The 20,347-nt window shown below is 53.0% G+C and carries 15 protein-coding genes and 2 pseudogenes; 11 read left to right on the forward strand and 6 right to left on the reverse strand.

Annotation, left to right across the window (positions count from 1 at the left end):
* Nucleotides 1-48 precede the first annotated feature (48 nt).
* Together ACXADZ_RS22155 and ACXADZ_RS22160 are read left to right on the forward strand one after the other, a co-directional pair.
* Nucleotides 49-1,020: a hypothetical protein gene (locus ACXADZ_RS22155; protein WP_475199993.1), complete on the forward strand. Its 972-nt coding sequence runs from the start codon at nucleotides 49-51 to the stop codon at nucleotides 1,018-1,020.
* 83 nt (nucleotides 1,021-1,103) lie between these two features.
* Nucleotides 1,104-1,838, forward strand: coding sequence for a TylF/MycF/NovP-related O-methyltransferase (locus ACXADZ_RS22160; RefSeq protein ID WP_475199995.1), 735 nt, complete (start codon nucleotides 1,104-1,106; stop codon nucleotides 1,836-1,838).
* Between the two features lie 38 nt (nucleotides 1,839-1,876).
* On the opposite strand, the gene ACXADZ_RS22165 is transcribed toward ACXADZ_RS22160, so the two are convergent.
* Complete coding sequence (locus ACXADZ_RS22165; RefSeq protein ID WP_475199997.1) at nucleotides 1,877-2,107, reverse strand: hypothetical protein; 231 nt, start codon at nucleotides 2,105-2,107, stop codon at nucleotides 1,877-1,879.
* Nucleotides 2,108-2,271: 164 nt separating this feature from the next.
* Here ACXADZ_RS22165 and ACXADZ_RS22170 point away from each other — a divergent pair, with 164 nt between their 5' ends.
* Nucleotides 2,272-3,900, forward strand: coding sequence for a sulfotransferase (locus tag ACXADZ_RS22170; RefSeq protein WP_475199999.1), 1,629 nt, complete (start codon nucleotides 2,272-2,274; stop codon nucleotides 3,898-3,900).
* 336 nt (nucleotides 3,901-4,236) lie between these two features.
* Here the strand turns inward: ACXADZ_RS22170 and ACXADZ_RS22175 are convergent.
* A pseudogene (locus ACXADZ_RS22175) lies at nucleotides 4,237-4,521 on the reverse strand (transposase); the annotation flags it as partial.
* A 196-nt stretch (nucleotides 4,522-4,717) separates the two neighbouring features.
* A complete protein-coding gene (locus ACXADZ_RS22180) occupies nucleotides 4,718-5,572 on the reverse strand; it encodes a Stf0 family sulfotransferase (RefSeq protein WP_475200002.1) in 855 nt (284 codons plus the stop codon).
* A gap of 360 nt (nucleotides 5,573-5,932) precedes the next feature.
* Between ACXADZ_RS22180 and ACXADZ_RS22185 the strand changes: the two genes are divergently transcribed.
* From ACXADZ_RS22185 to ACXADZ_RS22210, 6 genes and pseudogenes are all read left to right on the forward strand, one after another.
* Complete coding sequence (locus ACXADZ_RS22185) at nucleotides 5,933-6,820, forward strand: LysR family transcriptional regulator (protein ID WP_170333266.1); 888 nt, start codon at nucleotides 5,933-5,935, stop codon at nucleotides 6,818-6,820.
* Between the two features lie 106 nt (nucleotides 6,821-6,926).
* Entirely contained in the window at nucleotides 6,927-7,550 is a 624-nt protein-coding gene (gene wrbA / locus ACXADZ_RS22190; protein ID WP_475200004.1) for an NAD(P)H:quinone oxidoreductase, read from the forward strand.
* Nucleotides 7,551-7,608: 58 nt separating this feature from the next.
* The gene (locus tag ACXADZ_RS22195; RefSeq protein WP_475200006.1) at nucleotides 7,609-8,505 is read left to right on the forward strand and encodes an EamA family transporter; all 897 of its coding nucleotides are present in this window, start codon (nucleotides 7,609-7,611) and stop codon (nucleotides 8,503-8,505) included.
* A gap of 107 nt (nucleotides 8,506-8,612) precedes the next feature.
* A pseudogene (locus ACXADZ_RS22200) lies at nucleotides 8,613-8,744 on the forward strand (helix-turn-helix domain-containing protein); the annotation flags it as partial.
* Nucleotides 8,745-8,758: 14 nt separating this feature from the next.
* Nucleotides 8,759-9,109, forward strand: coding sequence for a hypothetical protein (locus ACXADZ_RS22205; protein ID WP_475200153.1), 351 nt, complete (start codon nucleotides 8,759-8,761; stop codon nucleotides 9,107-9,109).
* Nucleotides 9,110-9,142: 33 nt separating this feature from the next.
* On the forward strand, nucleotides 9,143-9,556 hold the full coding sequence (locus ACXADZ_RS22210) for a hypothetical protein (RefSeq protein WP_475200007.1): 414 nt from the start codon (nucleotides 9,143-9,145) through the stop codon (nucleotides 9,554-9,556).
* Between the two features lie 374 nt (nucleotides 9,557-9,930).
* Here ACXADZ_RS22210 and ACXADZ_RS22215 read toward each other — a convergent pair whose 3' ends face one another.
* Together ACXADZ_RS22215 and ACXADZ_RS22220 are read right to left on the reverse strand one after the other, a co-directional pair.
* Complete coding sequence (locus tag ACXADZ_RS22215) at nucleotides 9,931-12,303, reverse strand: 1-deoxy-D-xylulose-5-phosphate synthase N-terminal domain-containing protein (protein WP_475200009.1); 2,373 nt, start codon at nucleotides 12,301-12,303, stop codon at nucleotides 9,931-9,933.
* 14 nt (nucleotides 12,304-12,317) lie between these two features.
* The gene (locus ACXADZ_RS22220; RefSeq protein ID WP_475200012.1) at nucleotides 12,318-13,517 is read right to left on the reverse strand and encodes a methionine gamma-lyase; all 1,200 of its coding nucleotides are present in this window, start codon (nucleotides 13,515-13,517) and stop codon (nucleotides 12,318-12,320) included.
* Nucleotides 13,518-13,632: 115 nt separating this feature from the next.
* Between ACXADZ_RS22220 and ACXADZ_RS22225 the strand changes: the two genes are divergently transcribed.
* Both ACXADZ_RS22225 and ACXADZ_RS22230 read left to right on the forward strand, forming a co-directional pair.
* Nucleotides 13,633-14,088 (forward strand): Lrp/AsnC family transcriptional regulator, encoded by a 456-nt coding sequence (locus tag ACXADZ_RS22225; protein WP_170423874.1) that lies wholly within the window; start codon nucleotides 13,633-13,635, stop codon nucleotides 14,086-14,088.
* A 140-nt stretch (nucleotides 14,089-14,228) separates the two neighbouring features.
* Nucleotides 14,229-14,630, forward strand: coding sequence for an XRE family transcriptional regulator (locus ACXADZ_RS22230; RefSeq protein WP_170423872.1), 402 nt, complete (start codon nucleotides 14,229-14,231; stop codon nucleotides 14,628-14,630).
* A gap of 239 nt (nucleotides 14,631-14,869) precedes the next feature.
* Here ACXADZ_RS22230 and ACXADZ_RS22235 read toward each other — a convergent pair whose 3' ends face one another.
* The gene (locus ACXADZ_RS22235; protein WP_475200015.1) at nucleotides 14,870-19,969 is read right to left on the reverse strand and encodes a RecQ family ATP-dependent DNA helicase; all 5,100 of its coding nucleotides are present in this window, start codon (nucleotides 19,967-19,969) and stop codon (nucleotides 14,870-14,872) included.
* Nucleotides 19,970-20,347 lie beyond the last annotated feature (378 nt).

Raw genomic sequence — 20,347 nt, forward strand, 5'->3', positions numbered from 1 at the left:
CACGCTTACACAAGCTTTTCATTTAGTTACCTTAACAGAGCCCGTGTCTTGGCTAGCTCATTAAAGCGTCAGCACCCTGATTGGGTCATTTGGGCTGTGCTGACCGATCATGCGCCAACAGGGTTCGAATTCTCGATCCACAACGAGGATTTTGATCAACTGGTAACAGCTGAAGATCTTTACGGGGAAACCACGGAACCCTGGCTCTTTCGGCACGATATTGTCGAAGCGTGTACTGCAGTAAAAGGGCAGGCGCTAAAATACATTATGAATCAGCCAGGGGTTGAAAAAATCGTCTATTTCGACCCGGATATAGCAGTATTCTCGTCGATGCAGCCCGTCGTTGATCTCTTGGATGATTGGTCGATTATCTTGACCCCACATCAAACGACCCCGGATACCGAAGAAATTGCTGTTCGCGACAACGAAATTACATCGTTGCACTATGGTACATACAATTTGGGTTTTTTGGCTGTCCGAAATGACAAAGAAGCACGCGATTTCGCCGATTGGTGGACAGAACGCCTGAACACTTGGTGTTATGATCGTTTAGATATCGGTGTTTTTGTGGATCAGAAATGGTGCAACTTGATACCGTGCTATTTTGATGGCGTTAAGGTGTTGCGTGACCCAGGATACAACGTCGCCAGCTGGAATCTTAGCAAAAGAACAATGTCAATTTCGGCTGAAGGAAGTCTGTTGATTAACGGAGTGCCGTTGCGATTCTATCATTTCACGAAGCTTGGTCCACTTGGAAACACAATGACCGAACGCTATGCTCAGGAAAACTACGAGGTATACGAGCTTTGGGCTTGGTACGAGCGGGAGGTAGCTCGTTTCTCTGACCCGGCGATACCATCGGGGTGGTGGTACTATGGCGTTTTCAATGACGGCACAAAAGTTCCCAAAGGAGCGCGAGAACTATATCGGGATAGCGCTGACCTTCAGGAACGTTTCCCGGACCCATTCAAAGATGGCTACCATAAATGGCTGAAAAAGAACACTGAACTGTTTCAGTAGCGACGCGTGTCGTCAACTTCTGAGGCAGGTAAAACCAAACGAAGAACCCCCCAAAACGCATTTCCTAGACTGGTGATATGGTCATGACCCTCCCTCCGCGTAAAATTGTTTACTCCGAAACCCATGACGCAAATCTGGTCGACTATCCGATCAGAGATATTGATGAAGACGAACAATTCACCGAGCTTTTCTTAAAGGCGCGGGATTTTTCCATGACGGGAAAAGACGCGATGTTTGCGCTGCACAATGCTTGTAAGTACGTGCACGCTTCGGGCATCGCTGGCGATTTTGTTGAATGCGGTGCATGGATGGGTGGAAGCGCAATTCTCGCTGGCCTAACCTTTGAGAAACTTGGGGCCTCGCGGGATCTTTGGCTTTACGATACATTCGAAGGAATGACTGCACCAACCGAAGCCGATGTAGACGTCAACGGGGACAGTGCCGCGGCCTTGATGGACGAATTCGGTGATGAAACAGGGTGGTGCTATGCATCGCTGGATCAAGTTTCGCAGAACTTTGTTGCAGCCGGCCTTTCAACGCAAAACACGCGCTTTGTGAAAGGTGACGTCATGGAGACGCTGAAAGATCAGCTGCCCGAACAAATCTCGATTTTGCGGCTCGATACGGATTGGTATGAATCCACGCGCTTCGAGCTGGAAGTTCTTTACCCACGGTTGGCACCAGGTGGCGTTCTGATTATCGACGACTACGGTTATTGGTCAGGTTCGCGTACAGCAACTGATGAGTTCTTTTCAACTATTCGCGCCCCGATGCTGAATCGGGTGAATGATCAGGTTAGACTGTGCATCAAGATTTAAGTAAGCAAAGGCAGCAGGTATGATGGTTTGAAAGCTTTTCAACGCAGTACGATTATCGACAGACGAGAATCAATTCTCGTGTGCTTTGTTGGGCTTGAGGACACCAACGCACCTAAAAAATCGGTGCCGATGGAAATGGTATCAGACTTTGGTGTATCCCGTACGTGATTGGTAAAGCCGACAGAGAAACTCGCTTCATCGAAGCAAAAGCCGTACAACTCAAGCGTCGGATCATTGTGGAAGAAACCTAATTCAGAAGTGATCGGCATGAAAAATTTTCTTTTCAGTCCTATTCTCTTAAAGAGTAAAACGGACTATGCAGCATACAATCAATTTTTTATGGTTTTGTGTAATCAAACCGGTGGAAACGAGTGATGTGCTCCATCGTTGTCTTGCATCGAAGACCAGAAAAAATGAGCGAAGGCAGGAAAAAATGACCACCGTCCCCACGAAATCGGATGACAGAAAAGTGTTCATTCTAGGTGACTCACGCACCGGGACGATGTCATTGCACCGTTTTTTAAAATCGGCCGGTCTGAACTCCATTCATTACTATTTTAAAGAAAGCGGTGTCGAAGAAGGCGCAGACGACTGGGAAGTTCTTCAGAAATTTATCGACAGCTCCGGCTATCAAGCCTTCTCTGACTATCCGACACGCAGCTACTACCGCGAGTTGATCGAGACCTATCCAGACGCGTATTTTGTACTCTCGCGACGGAAGGACCTTGAAACCTGGCAGCGCAGCATGACCACTTTTATGGGGAAATTTGGGATTGAAATTGACTTGCAGCGATTGTCTGAACTACACCTGAAGTTGAATGACGATATCCGGACCGCTGCTCACAACAGCGGTGTTAAATTTCTGGAAATCAATATCGATGCGGATGACGGTGAAAACGCAAAACAGTTGTCCGAGTTTCTAGAATTCGGCCGACTTGTCCGCCTCGGTAAGGAAAATGCTACCAACGCATACGACAACCGACAATGGTCAAAGCGGTTAACACTGTTTGGTATCGAAGATGGCGACATCATTACTTATGCCGAAGATTTGTGCGCACCACACAAAGGTCTACCCTCTGAGCATGGCTGGGTCTTTCTGATCAATGACGGTTCGAATTTCCTGCGTTACTACTACGGTGTCGAAACTTGGAACGAAGAGGAAACCAGCAGAGCCTTCTCTGTTTTGGCTGAGCGGCAAACCTTATTGGAAAAACGCGATATCACTTACCTCAAATTCATCATACCGGAAAAACCAGCAGTTTACCCTGAGTTTTTGCCGCGCGCGTTTCAAAAACTCGAGGCATACCACGGACGCCCTGCCGAGTGCTTGTCAGAGTCTGATCTGGAACATGTCATATATGTTCTGGACACTCTGGTCGACGCTAAGTCTTACGGAACTCTATATTTCCGAGGAGATACGCATGCCAATTGGTTGGGTGCGTTTTTCGTCTACAACAGGATCATCGAAGAGCTTAATCAACGGCTCTCATCGGATCTTACCCAAACGCCAATAGGCCTGGGCAATCTAATACCGGACTTGGCAGGTTATGATGGAGATGTTTACACGCAACTTCCGCCGGAATTCAAAAACCAGGTCGATCGTGTTTTCAAGCGTGTGTTGCCTCAAGAGACGTTTGAAGTTCTTCTGCGGTATCAACTTCCGAAGAGTAAAAGGCAGGCGAAACCAGTACCGGTCGCGCAATCACTGCTGGATTCACTGGGCGAGCGACCCACTTTCGCGTTCCAGAGAGACGGCAAGCTGCCAAAGGCACTAATATTCAGGGATTCAACCTGTGACTGGATGGTTGAATTACTGGCAGAGCACTTCTCGGAAAGCCTATTTATCTGGCACCAGGGACTAGTCTACGAAGACGTTATCGAAGCCTACAAACCCGATGTTGTTTTACACATAATGGCCGAACGGTTTGTGACAAGATATCCCGAACGCGATGTTTTTCACCGATTGTCAGCAAACCCGATCGAGTTGAAGGCTGAGCCTGAGAGCGAATCGGTGAAAGCTGAGCCTAGGCGCGACTCCTGGTTTTCGCGGTTCCGTCGATAATTGTTTGGTTGCGCATTCACGGGTTGAGTTCTAATACTTCTTGGGCGCCGCAGGTTAGTCGAAGATCTCTGAAGTTGCATGGGGGGGCCTTTGTCTGCGTCACAAAAGCTGATACCGCCTAAGGCGCAAAGCGTAGCCTTTAAGAGCTTACCAAAATTGCTCGCATAGTTATGGCTGCTTCCGGGATTAGCTACTCCAACAACCAACTGGGGTGGGAATTCGTAACGGTTAAGAGGGATCAACGTTTGGAGATTACCCCGCTTTTTTTAATAACAGTTACGAAGCCTGCAAACAGTCCATCCCGAGGCAAGGCAAGTTCTTGTTGATCGGACTTTACGTTGCGCTGGCCATCACGGCTTTTTTTGCGCCGTGCTCGGCAGCTAGATCGAACATCATCCGAGTGAAGATACCTTTTTCGTGCCAACGCTTTCACCGGCTGTAACAGGCTTTGTGTGGCTCGTTTTCCTTTGGCGTATAATGTGGCCGCAACCCATTGCGATTAATAAAGATAATTCCTATAAGACCCCTTCAATCATCGACCCGAGGCTTGCCGTGCGGCTTTAGGAAGAAAGTAGAAAGCTTGGCCATTTGCTCGACGGCCGACCAGTAAAGGTCGCTCATGTAACCACTTCGTTTTCCAAGCCGCAAATTACGCAGCGATAGAAAGTCTATGCTTCCTAACACTAGGTTCGCTAGATTAACTGCGAACTCAATCTTGTCCGGAACCTATTATTCGAAGACTTGCTCGTCGTACTGTGTAAGCGTTCAGTACCGATTTCAGCAAGAAGAGGAACTCGCTTCCCAAACTATGTCAGTTTCATCGACAACTACCGGTTGGAATAGGCTCCATCTCTGGGCGGCTGGAAAGTAATTTCTGGACAATAGGGGACGAAAGGAATTCAGCTTTCCAACTGTCTGTTTCTTTGTTCCGCAGTTGCTTGATTGACGTATTCGGCAGACTCTCAGGAGCCGTGCTTCCAAGTGATTCGGATATTAATTTAAGTGATTTCAAAGGATTAGATTTTATATCTTCATAGTAAAGTCGGAGCGGGTCGATCCCACACCGCGTCAGCATGTCCTCAAACATCGTTTCACAATTAATGAGCGCTGACAGTTTTTTTGTACACTCCTCCAAATCAAACGTAACACTGTTCAACTTATCCGGTTTTCCTTGGTAAGAGTGCCAGTATCCGGATTTTGAGCTCCTATACAAAGAGATGGCTTGTTCAAGGATATCCCGCCGCCTCAGATAAAACCATTTGATCTTGTCGACAGGAATTTGGCCTTCACTGAGTTCTATTAGGGCCTTGGCTTGCCAGATAGAAAGCTGAACGCCCGCAATCCCCTCTCCTTCTTCCACAATCGCTTTGAGGTAGCAGTTAACATCAAGTGTTGATCTCAATTTGGGGGGCTTGCATCCAAGATGTTCTTCGTTGCTTTGGACGAAATCCTGGTTGAACCATTCTTGTGGCATCCCGAGACGGCCTGAAGCGCCAACTAACTCGCAAAGCCACGTTGATCCTGAACGCGGAGTAATCAGAATCACATACAAAACGAACTCGTTCGCCAATCGTTCAACGTCACTCATCCGAAGTCTGGACCCGCCGCGGAACAGACGAACATAGGGTGCGGCTAGTGGCTTGAACTCGGCTTTATTTTGATCGGTGCTCATTGCGTCGCTCCTCTTCTAGCTGAATAGATGCCAAAAACTGAGTCTCGACCGAACTTGTATAGTACTCTCGAAGCAGAAATTTCTATATTGGGCAAGTGCTTCATTTCAGCGTTTGTGAGTTGCTACATTTTTGACCGACTGAAGGAAAGGGGTGTTCCCATAAGGCCATTCTAACTTTGAAGAAGATGCTGCCTCGACACAGTTTAAGTTCTTAGCTGTTTAAATACCAAACCCAAGTTTAGAGGCAAAAGATGCCAGCACCACAGGCGCGTCGCCCCTTCGCACCAGTGACGCAGTCGTATAACTTGCAAGTCGTTACGCCCAACTGGGCGGCTCAAAAAACTGCTCGGGGGCCTGGAGTTGGACAAACTGTCAGTGATGCAAGCTTTTCGCCGTATCGTTGAACGCGGTAGTTTTGCCCGTGCGGCGGAGGACCTTGGTGTTTCTCCCGCGCTTCTCAGCAGAGAAATCAAGCTTCTGGAAGAAAGTCTGGGAACCGTCCTGCTCACCAGAACGACCCGATCCATGTCACTAACTGACACCGGCAGTCTTTATTACCAAGATGCAATTGGAATTCTCGACGCGGTCGAAAAAACGGAACAGACCATCAGGGAAGGTTCAAAAGCGGTGCGTGGGCACCTTCGGGTGAATGCGTCAAGTTCCTTCGGCCAAACCGTCATCGCACCGATGCTTCCAGAGTTCTTGAAAACCTATCCAGATCTGCGATTTACTCTTTCGATGGACGACAAGGTGATCGATATGGTCGAGGGCGGGTTCGATCTGTCGATACGAATCCGAGCCGCGATGCCGGATTCGGCCCTTGTTGCGCGACGGATCGGCGTGATGCGACAGCGGATTTTTGCGTCTCCTGACTATTTGGAGCGATGTGGGACGCCGACCCAGCCGGCGGATCTGCAAAACCACGCGATTATCGGCTTTTTGCTTGCTGATCATTTGACGAGCTGGAAGCTCTCGGCCGCCAACGGTGTCACAGCATTAGAGCTTGATCCGCGCGTGCGGGTTGGCAATAGCCTCGTTTTGCGCGATCTGCTGATAGCGGGGCAAGGTATTGGAACCCTGCCTGAGTTCGTTTCTGATGCTCCTGAAGCTAGCGGGGCTTTGGTGAGAGTTCTTCCTGACCACGAATTGCCCGCGCCAGAAGTATTCGCCGTTACAGCATCTCGCTTGGGAATGGACGCCAAGGTTACAGCCTTTCTTGATCATCTGCGCCTGGCTCTCAGGTCCTGACATTATTCAATACAGGTAAAGAGTGATGTCAAAGAGCGTGCCTTAATTGGCGGCGCAACAAATTCCATTCTCTCAGGGAACAAGTCACAGCCCTGAGAGGTATCCTATGTCACGTATTCTCGTTCTCTACTATTCAAGCTATGGCCACGTCCGCACATTGGCCGATGCCGAAGCTAAAGGCGCCAGAAGTGTTCCCGGCACTGAAGTTGACGTTCGTCGTGTGCCCGAAACCGTCCCTGAAGAGGTCCGTCAGCAGGCTGGCTATGTCGTAGATGATACACCTGCCGCCTTGCCGACCGATCTGGAAAACTATGATGCAATCATCATTGGAACACCGACCCGATTTGGCATGATGGCTGGCCAAATGAAGTCCTTCCTTGACCAGGCGGGAGGGCTTTGGGCCAGGAATGCAATGGTTGGTAAGGTCGGAGCGGTCTTTGCATCAACAGGTTCGCAACATGGCGGGCACGAGGCCACCCTTCTGACAACGCAAGTCCCTCTTCAACACTTTGGGATGCTGATTGCCGGAATGCCCTACACATTTGCTGGCCAGACTACATCAGAAGATATCATTGGCGGCGCACCATATGGTGCCGGAACGATCGCCGGTGCTGATGGTTCCCGCACACCTAGCGAAATTGACCTTGCCGGAGCGCGGTTCCAGGGCGCTCATGTTGCAAGGATTGCAGCGTGCCTCGTTGGATCAAACCTCCAAGCGGAAGCAGCGTAACCCGCGCACCTCTGACGTCTCACTCAAATTCTCAAACGCCTCAGCCGGGAGACATACCATGTCACGCTCAACCGATATTCTTCTCACCTCACTCGCCCCAGCGGTATGGGGAAGCACTTATCTGGTAACTACCGAAGCGCTCCCGGCTGGCTATCCGATTACCCTGGCTGCGTTACGAGCTTTGCCTGCTGGCTTGTTGTTACTTGCAGTGACGCGCTGCGTTCCACCACGCGAATGGCTCGGTCGAACTTTCGTCTTAGGCAGCCTCAATTTCGCTCTGTTCTGGGTGCTCCTCTTCGTTGCTGCGTATAGGTTACCCGGTGGTGTGGCCGCCACCCTAGGATCTTTGCAAGCAATGATCGTGATTTTGATGGCGTGGGGATGGCTGGGAACCCCAATACGACTTGGTGCACTCGGCGCCGCCGCGACTGGCGTAATGGGTGTGTCTCTGCTGCTGATCGGGCCAGAAGCACAACTTGATTGGATCGGTATAGCAGCGGGTTTGGGAGGAGCCGCGTCAATGGCTGCTGGCAGTGTTCTCAGCCGGAAATGGCAACCTCCGGTCTCGGCGCTGAGTTTCACAGCGTGGCAATTAACAGCCGGTGGTTTGATACTGCTGCCGGTCGCACTGTTCCTTGAGCCGCCTTTACCTGCGCTCAGCGCGACAAATGTCGCCGGGCTTATTTGGCTTGGGTTGATCGGTGCTGCAGCAACCTATGCTCTTTGGTTTCGTGGCATAGCGCGCCTGGAACCCAGTGCAGTTTCGATGCTCGGCATGATGAGTCCTGTTACAGCTGTCGTGCTCGGCTGGCTATACTTGGGACAAACGCTTAGCCTCACTCAGTCTATAGGAGCAGCTATAGTTATTGGTTCTGTTGTGGTTGGCCAGAGCGCGAGTCGAAGGGACAATTCGAGATTGAAAAAATGGAGACCAGCAACAGCTGGATCTGTTTGATGGGTTTGAGTCGCAAACAATGGGCCCGATCATGCAAGTGGGTGAGGAATGGCTCAGCGCCTCGCTCAAGCCCGTTCGCCATATCGAAGTCCTAGGTTTCCCCACGCATGATAACGGGGTTCGCAGCAGCTCTTCATCACACAATTTCACCTAGAACTGTCCGGACAATGATCCACCACGGTAGGATCAGCGCAGTTCGCTTCGGCCAGCGCTACTACATGACGCGCGACGAACTGGAGAGGTTCTTATCGACATGCCACGCAAACGAAAACCTGCCCGCCTCTTCCAGCGCAAAGATGACGGCGCCTGGATCATCCTCGACAGAGGACAGCAGATCCGGACAGGTTTTGGTGACGGATTTCATAAGGAGGCAGAAGAAGCCCTGAGCGATTATATCGCCCAGAAGAAACGCCCGGACGATCGCGTCTACGAACCGAGTGACATAACTGTCGGGAAGATCTTGGTGCATTATGGCGAGGCCAAGGTGAAGACGGTGGGTGACAAAGAGCGTCTGATATATTCAATACAGGCTCTGTCGCCCTATTGGGGCGATCTGAAGGTGTCCGAGATCGACATTGACAAATGCAATGGCTACAGAATTTGAAGAAGGTGTGCGCCCTCAACTGTGCGGCGCGAAATGGGCACGCTGAATGCTGCTTTGAAATACGCAGCAGCGACGCGCAAGATAACACACGCACCGATCGTGACCCTGACGGAAAAAGGTGCGCCGAAAGACCGATTTTTGACCGAGGAGGAAGTGCAGCGCCTGTTGGCGGTTTCCGCGCCGCATGTGCAGCGGTTCGTCAAGATCGCACAGATCATTCGGATCGACAAGGCCTTTCGCGCAGCTGTGCGGCGTGCTGAGCTTGAAGACGTTACACCGCACACCCTGAAGCACACCGCCGTCACCTGGGCCTTCATGCGCGGCATGACGCTTGAGGACGCGACTGCCTATTTCTCTACCTCGCGCGAGACGCTGGAGAATGTCTATCGCTCCTACAGTCCGGATGCGCTCAAGAACGCCGCCGGGATCATGGACCTGGGTATTTGAATTAGATGCGTTCCGCGCGAATCCAACAAGCCGGGAACAAACTGCGCACAGATTTCATTCGAAACGTTGCGAATATCGTTGCGGCCGATCTGCTGAAAACAACAAAGGCCCCGCTAGGGGCCTTGTTTCATTGGTCGGAGTGAGAGGATTCGAACCTCCGACCCCTGCCTCCCGAAGACCGGTGCAGAGGGCCAAGTTATTGATTTTTAGTCAAAGGAGCCCTGTTTTTTAGGCGTTGTCGCCAATCAAACCAGCCGAGTTCAGGTTCGGCAGGTTCATTGAACCTAAGAGCACTGTCTACATGGTCCGCTAGTTATCTTGGTCTATGTTCAGTGCTAGTTTGTTCTATGCATTATTGCCCAGATCCAGCCCACTTATGCACGGTGAAGAGTTCTGCCATGGGTCAGACCATTCACTTTCTCCAGGATAGCGTCTGCGTCAATGCAGTGGTGGCGATAGAGATCGCCGATTGTTCCGGTCTGACCAAAATGCTCGACACCCATTGGGATAGTCTGATGTCCAAGCACTGCCCCGAGCCAGGATAAAGTTGCAGGATGACCATCGATTACGGTGACCAGCTTGCAGTGCGGCGGGAGGTCGGACATCAGGGTTTCAATGTGGGAGCGTGCCGCTTGGTTACCGCGAGAACGCGCTCGTTGAGCGGCGGTCCATCCAGCATTCAGGCGATCTGCGGATGTCACGGCCAATACACCTATGTCGCGACGGCCTTCACCAATGATACCGGCGGCCTTGATTGCCTCCGGCGCGACTGCTCCTTGATAGGCTATTACAACTTCGCAATTGGGCCCCGGTTTTCGTAGCCAATAGGCCCCATCGATGGCACCTTGGCGGAACTCGTCGTCGACACGCTTTCCAGGCTGTTCAATCGGGTTGGTGGTCAGACGCAGATAGACGGACCCCCCGGTTTCATCGCGAAGCCAGGTGCGCTCGTCCGGCTGCCCTTCACCATCGCGCTGCATGTAGTCAAAGGCCCATTCCATGATCACTGCCAACTCATCAGCAAAGGCGGGTTCAAATGCTGCCAGCCCGTCTTGGCTCATCCCGATCAGCGGTGTTCCAACGGATTGGTGTGCTCCACCTTCGGGTGCGAGTGTGACGCCCGATGGTGTTCCAACCAGCATGAAGCGCGCGTCCTGATAGCAGGCGTAATTCAGCGCATCGAGGCCGCGGCTGACAAACGGATCATAGACGGTGCCAATTGGGATCAGCCGCTTACCGAACAAGGAATGCGACAAACCCGCCGCTCCCAGAAGCAACATGAGGTTCATTTCGGCGATACCAAGCTCGATATGCTGCCCTTCCGGCGTGAATTCCCATTTCGCCGTCGAAGGGATCCGGTGTTCTATGAAGGCGTCGGCTTGCACGGATCGGGCGAACAGTTTGCGCCTGTTCACCCAAGGACCAAGGCTTGTTGTGCCTGTCACATCTGGGGAGGTCGTCACTATGCGTTCGGCCAATGGGCTGTCGCCTTTTGAAAGATCGTCAAGGATCTTGCCAAACGCCAGCTGGGTCGAGATTTCGCGACTGGTGTCGACTTCGATTGGCGGCACATCCAATTTGTCATCAAAATAGCGGCGCGGACCTTTGGCAAAGAACGGGGTGCTGGCCAGAAAATCTTTGAATGCGTCTGGATCTTGCACCGTCGCGAGCGGCTCCCATTCTTCGCCCTTCGGCACACCCATATGCGACTGCCATGCGACGAACTGGCTGTTGTTCATCAGCCCTCCGTGATTGTCCTTGTGGCCTGCAATAGGGGTGCCCCATCCTTTGACGGTGTAGGCCAGGAAGCATGTCGGGCGATCATGATCGATGGCGGCAAATGTCTGGGCCATGGTCTCGACGCAGTTGCCACCGAGGTTCTCCATAAGGGCTGCAAGCTCTGCATCCGTCCGCCTTTCAATCAAGGCAGTCACATCCCCCTGATCCCCCAGATCGTCCATGAGACGCTGTCGCCAATTCGCACCACCCATGAAAGTCAACGCCGAGTAGTCCTGGTTGGGGCAAGCGTCGATCCATTCACGTAGGCGGTTGCCACCGGGCTCTTCAAAGGCCGAGCGTTGAAGAACTCCGTATTTTACGCGCACTACATCCCAACTGAATGCATTGAAGATTTTCTCGATCCGTTCGAACAGTCCTTCCCGGACGATACCGTCCAGCGACTGTCGGTTGTAATCGATGATCCACCACGTGTTTCGTAGGTCGTTTTTCCAGCCTTCCTGCAACGCCTCATAGACGTTGCCTTCGTCCAGTTCTGCATCGCCAACAAGTGCCACCATACGCCCCATCGGAGCGTCTGAACCCCAGCTTTTGGCCTTGATGTAGTCCTGAATGATCGAGGCAAACGAGGTAATCGCGACACCTAAACCTACAGACCCGGTCGAGAAATCAACGTCGTCAATGTCCTTGGTCCGGCTGGGATAACTTTGCACTCCGCCAAATCCGCGGAAATTCTCCATCTTCTCGCGTGTCTGATTACCCATGAGATACTGCATCGCATGAAACACCGGCGACGCATGCGGTTTTACTGCAACCCGGTCGTCAGGGCGTAAGGCTGAGAAGTAGAGCGCGGTCATGATCGATACCATCGACGCAGACGAAGCCTGATGGCCACCGATTTTGATCCCATCCACCTTTGGTCGGACATGGTTGGCACGGTGGATCATCCAATGAGACAACCACAGCAGGCGCTGTTCGACGATCTTTAGTTGGGTGGGATCAATGTGCATGGCTGTCTCCGGGTTTAGGCGGCGCTGCGAGCAGGGTAGGGCAAAGCCTGCTCTAGGTCTGCAAGGATATCTTCGACATCCTCTAGCCCGACAGACAGACGGATCAGGCCATCGCTTATCCCATGCTCAGCCCGCTCTTCCGGGGTATACGTTGAATGAGTCATTGAGGCTGGGTGTTGGATCAGTGTTTCCGCGTCGCCCAACGACACCGCACGCTGGATCATATTCAGGCGGTTCATGAATTCAATTCCTCCGGACAGACCGGATTTGATCTCGAACGCTATCATAGCGCCCGGTTGGGACATCTGTCGCTGCGCTACATCGTGCTGTGCGAAGCTCTCAAGACCGGGGAAATAAACCTCACCGACGGCGGGGTGCGCTTCGAGGAAGTCCGCGACGACTATGGCAGAGTCACAATGACGATCCAGACGCAGGTTCAGTGTTTTCAGACCACGCAGGATTAGCATCGCGTTGAAAGGCGCCATTACCGCGCCGGTCATATCCTTCATCCCAACAAGGCGGATCTCCGCGATCTGTTCGGCGGTTCCTACTACCAGACCGGCAACCACGTCTCCATGCCCGCCGAGATATTTGGTAGCGGAGTGTAGGACGATATCTGCGCCATGCTCGATCGGGCGGGTCAGATAGGGGCTGGCATAAGTGTTATCGACGACGACCGTTGCACCGACCGAGTGCGCAATTTCGGCGCTGGCGGCGATGTCCACCAAGCGCATGTTCGGATTGGCCGGAGTTTCGAAATAGACAACGCGGGTTTTGTCAGAAACGGCCGCTTTCAAGTTCTCAGGGTCTGTCATGTCGACGTGTGTGATCGCGACCCCCCATTTCGCCAAACCGTGGCGCATGAAGGCGAAGGTGCAGCCATAGAGCGTTTTGTCCACGATGACTTCGTCACCTGGCGACAGCAGGGTCCAAAGCACTGCCGTGATCGCCCCCATGCCGCTTGAGAGAGCTAGCCCGGCCTCGGCCCCCTCAAGCGCGGCAATGCGTTGTTCAAGAAGGTCGCATGTGGGGTTTGAAATACGGCTGTAGATATGACCCTGACGCTCGCCCGCGAACATCTCTCCACCAGCCTCTGCGGTTTCAAAGGTAAACGTAGACGTCAAATGTAGCGGTGGTGTCAGAGCGCCGTCATTTTCCAGCGGGTTATAAGCATGGTGAATGGCGCGGGTGGCAAATCCGGTTGAACGAGTCATTGCAAGCTCCTGATTCATGTTGAAGCCAGTTTGCTCCTTTACTTTGGGCTAATGGTTGCGAAATATACCAACATGAGTGGTGATATTGGCATATTCTGCTAAGTAAGAGGGATAAATGGACGCTAAGGATAGGCAGATCATTCGAGCACTTCAGCGGGACGGGCGCATGACGAACCAGGATCTTGCCGACGAGGTGAACCTGTCTCCCTCACCGTGTTTGCGCCGGGTCAAAAACCTAGAAGCCAACGGAGTGATAAAGGGATACAGCGCCGACGTTGACGCTGCCGCGTATGGGATGGCCATTACCGTCTTCGTGCGTATCAGATTGGAGCGACACAACGAAACGGACGTTCAGAACTTCGAGAAACGCGTTCGGATGATCGATGAAGTTCTTGAATGCCACGTGTTGACCGGTGCAATGGACTACCAATTGCGGGTTTTGGTATCGGATCTCGAAGCCTACGAGGAATTTATTCGTCACCGAATTCATCCTATCGGTGGAATAGCCTCGATCGATACCAGCTTTGTCTATGGAACGGTAAAAAAGACCGCAATTTTTCCACCCGGATAGATGGATCCAGTTAGAATGAGTTGTTGCCAATCGGCTGAACATTTTAGCTGATTGATTTTTTCCCTCCGCAATTTCCCATTCTCACCGTCGCTATATCAAAGACATGCAGCGCTTGCTGCATCACTTCTGAGAGGATAGCGATGACCAAGAAACCACACGAAAAAACAAGGTTGGCAAAATACGTCGAGCGCAGGGTGCTCGAATTGAAACCGACCAAGAGCCAGGCTGAGATTGCCACCCTGGCCGGCTATGTGAACCAGAACATGATCACGATGATCAAGCAGGGTAGCTCCAAAGTGGCACTCGATCGCGTCCCGGCGCTGGCGATTGCGCTTGATGCGGACCCTGCTTTCGTGATGCAGCTCGCTCTGGAGCAGGCAATTGGTCGGACGGCAGCTGAAGCAGTCGTGGAGGTATTCGGGGAGCCCGTCACGGCAAATGAAGTTGGCTGGCTGCAAGCGATCCGTGAGGCTTCCAATAATACCGATCCAAGGCTGACGAGCAGGTCCCAGGCTGCGATCAACGCGATCTTCGGGAGATAAAACCATGTGCGATAAGACTGACGATTTGACTCCTAACGAACGCGCCTGGCTGCGCTTCCTGCGCGATGTTAGCAATGAAAGTGATCCCGGCATTACTTTGCACCGGGTGCAGTTACTTCGGCGTCTATGCGGGCCTCAGGCGGCTCGATGAAAACCCATAGCATGACGGCGGTGAGGAATGATTGAAGTGCTGAGCTTCGTTGGATCCCTCTTGAGGCATGAAAACTGTTGGTGATGTCCTAGTTGACGGACACGAAAACGAGCTCCGGCAAAACCACCTCCCATGCATCGCGGCGGAGAGTGTGCTGGAAGGCTTCACCTGAGTCTTCCTTTCGCCATGTAAGGATAGCGGCGACTTCACCCCGATCAAATCTGGTATTTGGCGGGGGTGTGAAGGATTTGGACATGCGGCTCAGCACTTGCCCTTTTTCGTTGTGTAGCAACCAGCGGTCGCCGTCCTTTACCAATAACACTGCATCGCCGACGCGTGCCGCATTAACAGCACTCAGAGAAGAGTGGCCTGGATGCAGGCGTCCAGCATAGGAAAGATCAACCATCCGCGCCTCAGCCGCCTGAAAAAAACGACGGGGACCAGGCAACGCGTTCATGTCAGGCGTCACGCTACGGGTTAGAACTGAAGGTGCTCCTGTTGGTAGGTATTCATGGTTGTCGTTGCTCATTACTACAAGGCTGCGGCGGGCACGTGTCATAGCCACATAGAACAGTCGACGGGGTGCGTCCTGATCTTCGGACCGCGAGGGCCTCTCCCACCCGCCATCGAGTATAACTACATCGTCAAATTCCAGGCCTTTTGCGCGGTGGGCCGTCAGCAGCTTTAACCCTCTTTGTTCATCCCAGCTATCACGGGACCATTCCGCGAACCATTCGACAATGTCTGGGACGGGTAGGCTGCGCGATCCAACCTCGCGTGCCAGTAGGCCCAGTCCTTCACCAATACGATCGGTCCAGCGCGAATGCGAAAGTGTGTTCAGCACTTCGGTCAACTGATTGATCGAGTAAAGCTTTGAGGGTGTCTCGCGTAGGGCTTTGACAAACGTCTGCATCTCGCGCATCCGCCATAGGCTAGGTATGTTTTCGTTAGCCATTTCAACCGGTATTCCGAGGTTTTCGGCAAAATCGCGCACCGGTATCAGCTTTCGCCAATCGCGGGAGATAATCGCGGCGCGTGACCATGTCCAATCGGGGTCGAGACGAGAGAGGCGGATCAACTCGTCTAGTGCGGCCATAGCTTGCTCTTCATTACCAGCGGGGCACTCAAGGATCTGCACACGGCCCTGTGCTACTGGATCCAATTTGGCCAGAGATCCACCGGCGTCAGCCTTCGTCCGGGCCTGATCTACGGCAATATCATGGCCAAGTTTCATACGCGCGGCTGCCCCAGCGATCACGGCATTGGCGGTGGCGACGATATGACCGGTAGAGCGGTAGTTCTCGGTTAAGAAAACCGGTTTTGCTGCGTAGTCCTGTTCAAACTGGCGGATGTAGCGGATCGATGCACCGGAGAAGGCATAAATGTTCTGGTCGTCATCACCCACGGCAAAGAGACTGAGTTGCAGATCGGGATCATCCAGAGTTCTCCCTGCCACAGCAGCGATCAGCGCGTATTCATCTGGACCGATATCCTGATATTCATCAACTAAAATCCAGCGATACCCCTGTATCAGTGTTTCACGCAGCGCTTCGGCCTCTTGCTTGCTTAGACCGTCGCCCCGAAGCAGTGCCGCAGCCTTTTGCAATAGACCTTTGAAATCGGGGATGTCGGCTGTTTGAATGCCCGCGAAACTAGCTCCGACCAAGCGCATAGCCAGTGAATGCACCGTTGAGACGGTTACTAAGGTTGAGTCATCTCCAACTAACCGGCGAAGGCGTTCACGTATTTCAGCGGCTGCGTGACGGTTGTAGGCCAGCACGAGGATACCGCGGGGATCCTCGCGTTTGATGCGCAGCAGATAAGCGATGCGATGAACCAGGACTCGTGTTTTGCCCGAGCCTGGTCCTGCCAGCACAAGGACGTTGGTTTGTTCCCGGTTGTCACGCACAATTTTTTGCTGCACCGGATTGCCAAGGTTGTCGACAATTGCCTTATAGGTGGCGCCAGTGGCCTGACGCCGGAATTCGGTCCCGCGCCCCGGCATCCATCGGCGCATGAAGGCGTCTTGCTCCAGCACGAAATAGTCGTCGGACAAGCGCTGCGCTGTCTCAATGTTTTCCAGTCCTTTTTCCGCGTAGGCTGCCATCACATGGGTTTGGATGGTTTGTTCGTCATAGTGTTCCTCGAGTGGTGCGAAATGCTGGACGGTGAAACCACCTCCTTTGGAGCCAAGATGCACCGTTATGGCAGGGCGAAAGATGGACAGTCCGCGTCCCAGCGTAACCACCTGCTGTTCATGCATCCACAAAAGTGATCGGTCCATTAAGCGGTTTGGGTCTTTGATGCAGGCGCGCAAAAGCGTGTCGCCGGTAATCGTGGACAGCATCGCTCCCAGAGTGGTCTCGACCTGAATGTCCTTGCCGTGTGTGCCTTTCGGCACGAGGGTCAGAAGATGCGCCAGCAGGCGTTGTGCGCCCTGATGGCGCAACTCGGCGGTTTGAGCGACAAAGCGCCAAGACTGTTGAAGTCGCACAAGGATGCTACCGCGCACTGATTTACGCAGAGAAAGGTTGCCACGCCCTCCCTCCGTATCACGTCCATCCTGTGCCATACCGCGCAGAAGGGTCTCCACCAGATACGGACGCACCTCGCCATGGCCGCGCTGTTGCAACTCCTGACAGGCAATGGAGAGGTTGAACGGAATCGGTTCAGCCTGATCGGCATCTGGGGCCATTTCGCGCATCACGGCGATTAGGTCTTCTTCTAGTCGCGCGGCCCGATCCAGCCGGGCTTGCGATGCGTCGGTCACGCCATAGTGCACAAAAATGGTTATATTGGTGTCGTCGCTGGCAATTCCAATCGCCTCCAGATCGGTCAGCGCCTTGCGCAACTCAGCGGAGGAGAGCCCGCTAGTTCCTGCTAATTCGTCGGTGGAAACACCTTCTCCCACTGGTGTGTTTACGATATGGCGCACTATCGCCAGCAGTTGCTTGCGCCGAGCGCCCGAGATATCTGCCTTTTCCAACAACGTGGCTGCGGTATTCACATCGCGCACGAGTAAAGAGGCGGGGAAGACTTGCACGCTGTTTTCTTCACGCCGCAACAGGCTCGCCTCCTCGAGCCAAGCAATAGCTGTTTTTACGCGCGTGTCTTCAGTGTTGTTATCGCGCAGAAATTCAAAGTCCTTTTCCTCTCGCACAATCTCGCCAGGAGTGGCGACGATCTTACCTTCGTCTCGAGTGCGTATATCCAAGCGACGCAGCGCTTTAAGGATGGCACCTATTTCATGCCGCGCGAGGCGGGAACGGGCCGAAAGGCTGAACTGGCGTTCAACATCCTCGGTGTTGAACAATAACACGCAGCTAGCGGGGTCGCGGTCGCGTCCCGCGCGTCCTGCCTCTTGTAAGTAATTCTCCAACGAGCCTGGCACGTCGCCGTGGACTACGAGGCGGATGTCAGGTTTGTCGATGCCCATGCCAAAGGCGTTGGTCGCAGCAATCACGCGCAATTCGCCGGTCCGGAATTGCTCCTGGATCTCGTGCTTTTCTTCGGGAGGTAGGCCAGCGTGGAAACGTTCGGCGCTGACACCCTGCTGTTTTAGGAATTCGGCTACGCGTTCCGTCGCACCTCGGGTCGCGCAATAAACCACGGCTCCGGAGACGCCAGAGGCGGGCAAGCCCTGCTCGATCGCGTTCAATATATCTGCGAGTTTCGTCGCACGCTGGGTTTCACGCACCGAAAAAGAAAGATTCGTGCGCGAGGCACCACCGTCCAGCAGGATCAGATCCTGATCCAGTCGTGTTTTGAAATGCTCTCTTATATCGCGCACTACCTCGGGTTTGGCAGTGGCGGTAAGGCAAAGTATCGGAGCGGGGGCGTCGCCGGAGTTTTCTTTGATGAACCGGCTGACGTAGCGGTAGTCGGGCCTGAAATCATGGCCCCATTTTGAGATGCAATGTGCTTCGTCTAGCACCCAAAGGCCAATTTCGCGTTGTGCCAGAGCGCTACGAACTGACTTGTTGCGAAGCTGTTCGGGTGAAATCATCAAGATCGCAGCATCACCCATGCGCACTTTGTCCAGAGCGTCGTGACGTTCAGGCAGCGACAGAAGGCCATTGATCGTGACGGCGGAAGATATACCGGCTCTCGCCAGGCCCTGCACCTGATCGGCCATGAGTGCGACTAGCGGTGAGATAACGACGGTTAGCGCACCGGTCTTGTCGAACCGTGAAAGGGCTGGAATCTGATAGCAGACTGACTTGCCAGTTCCGGTTGGAAGGATGCCCAGAACGCTTTTGCCTGCCATCGCCTCAGCCACAATGCGTTCCTGCAACGGTTGACCGAATTCGTCCACGGGTTCGGGTCTGAAGGACGGAAAGCCGAACCAGCGATCCAGCGCCCTTTTAGGATCGTTGTGTTCGACACACCATTGGCAAGAGTCATCGTTACAAGCAGCCTCTCGCAAGTGACGCACAATCAGAGAAGCTTCGCGGAATTGCATGCGAACCCAGGGAGGCATGACGCTGTCGCCGCCAGCAACAGAAATCCACGACAAGGCATAGGCCAAAGGCCAGGCAAGGTTCGGGTTTTCCATCCGGCTAAGAGTCTGTTCGAGCCGATGCAAGCAGACTTGTCCAGCCAAAAGGCGGCGAACGGCGTCAAAAGCTTCTTGTTTATTGGGTCTGCTAGTGCCTCGCACAGCAGTAAAAAGAGCGTCAAACCCTCCGCTGCGTGAGGGGCGTGTGGCAAGGAAATGATAGGCTGTCAGCGCATCTGGAGTCGTGGTGTTTAGCTTGGCGAACGCCTCGATCTGGTTTTGCAGAACCTCGAAGACCAGACGTGCATCCTTTTCGGGATCGTTGACATGACCCGTTTGCAACCGTCCGTCTTGATAGTGTTTGACTAAATGGTGATAGGGGTTGCGCGGGAAGGCCAAAGGATTGAGCCAGAGTGTGTCGATTGGTGCCTCTGCCAAGGCGGCAAAGCGGGGCGCAGCAGCGGCCAGGTGGGGCAGGTCGTGGTGCAAGATGTTGTGGCCGATGACACTGTCGAAACCTTTACAATATGTGTCGAGTTGCGACAGTGCTGAGGCGGAGCTGCTTTTTTCAACTAGAGCCGGTCGGGAGTCATAGTTCGTTGTGGCAGCCAATGCGAATATCCGAGCGGATTTAGGATCCACTTCCAGGTCAATCGATACACAGCGCTCAAGAAAGCGCGAAATGTCCACCTGACCGTTCGTTATCATTGCTCGCCAAATTTTCTCTTTTAGTGTCTCCTTGATAGCTACCGGATTACAGACAAAAGAGAAGGTGCGTTTCAAATTGCTCTTCGCAATGTGGATTCCCCGCACTCCTCAATGGTTGCATAAGGTTGACAAAGGTTTACATCTGCCCCTCGCGAGATCGACGGATGTAAACCTTTCGACCTCAAAAACACCCCAAAATCAGGCCAAAGGTTTACACTAAGTTTACATTAAGTTGACAGATCCGGACCGAAATCGGGATTTTTCCGGAGAAATGTAAACCTTTGAATCAGACAAACCCATAAAAACAACGGTTCTCGGAAAACACATATCCGAAGACAGGCCAGAAAAGTGCGCACAGCG

This window comes from Ruegeria sp. ABM4_193 (assembly GCF_056158705.1).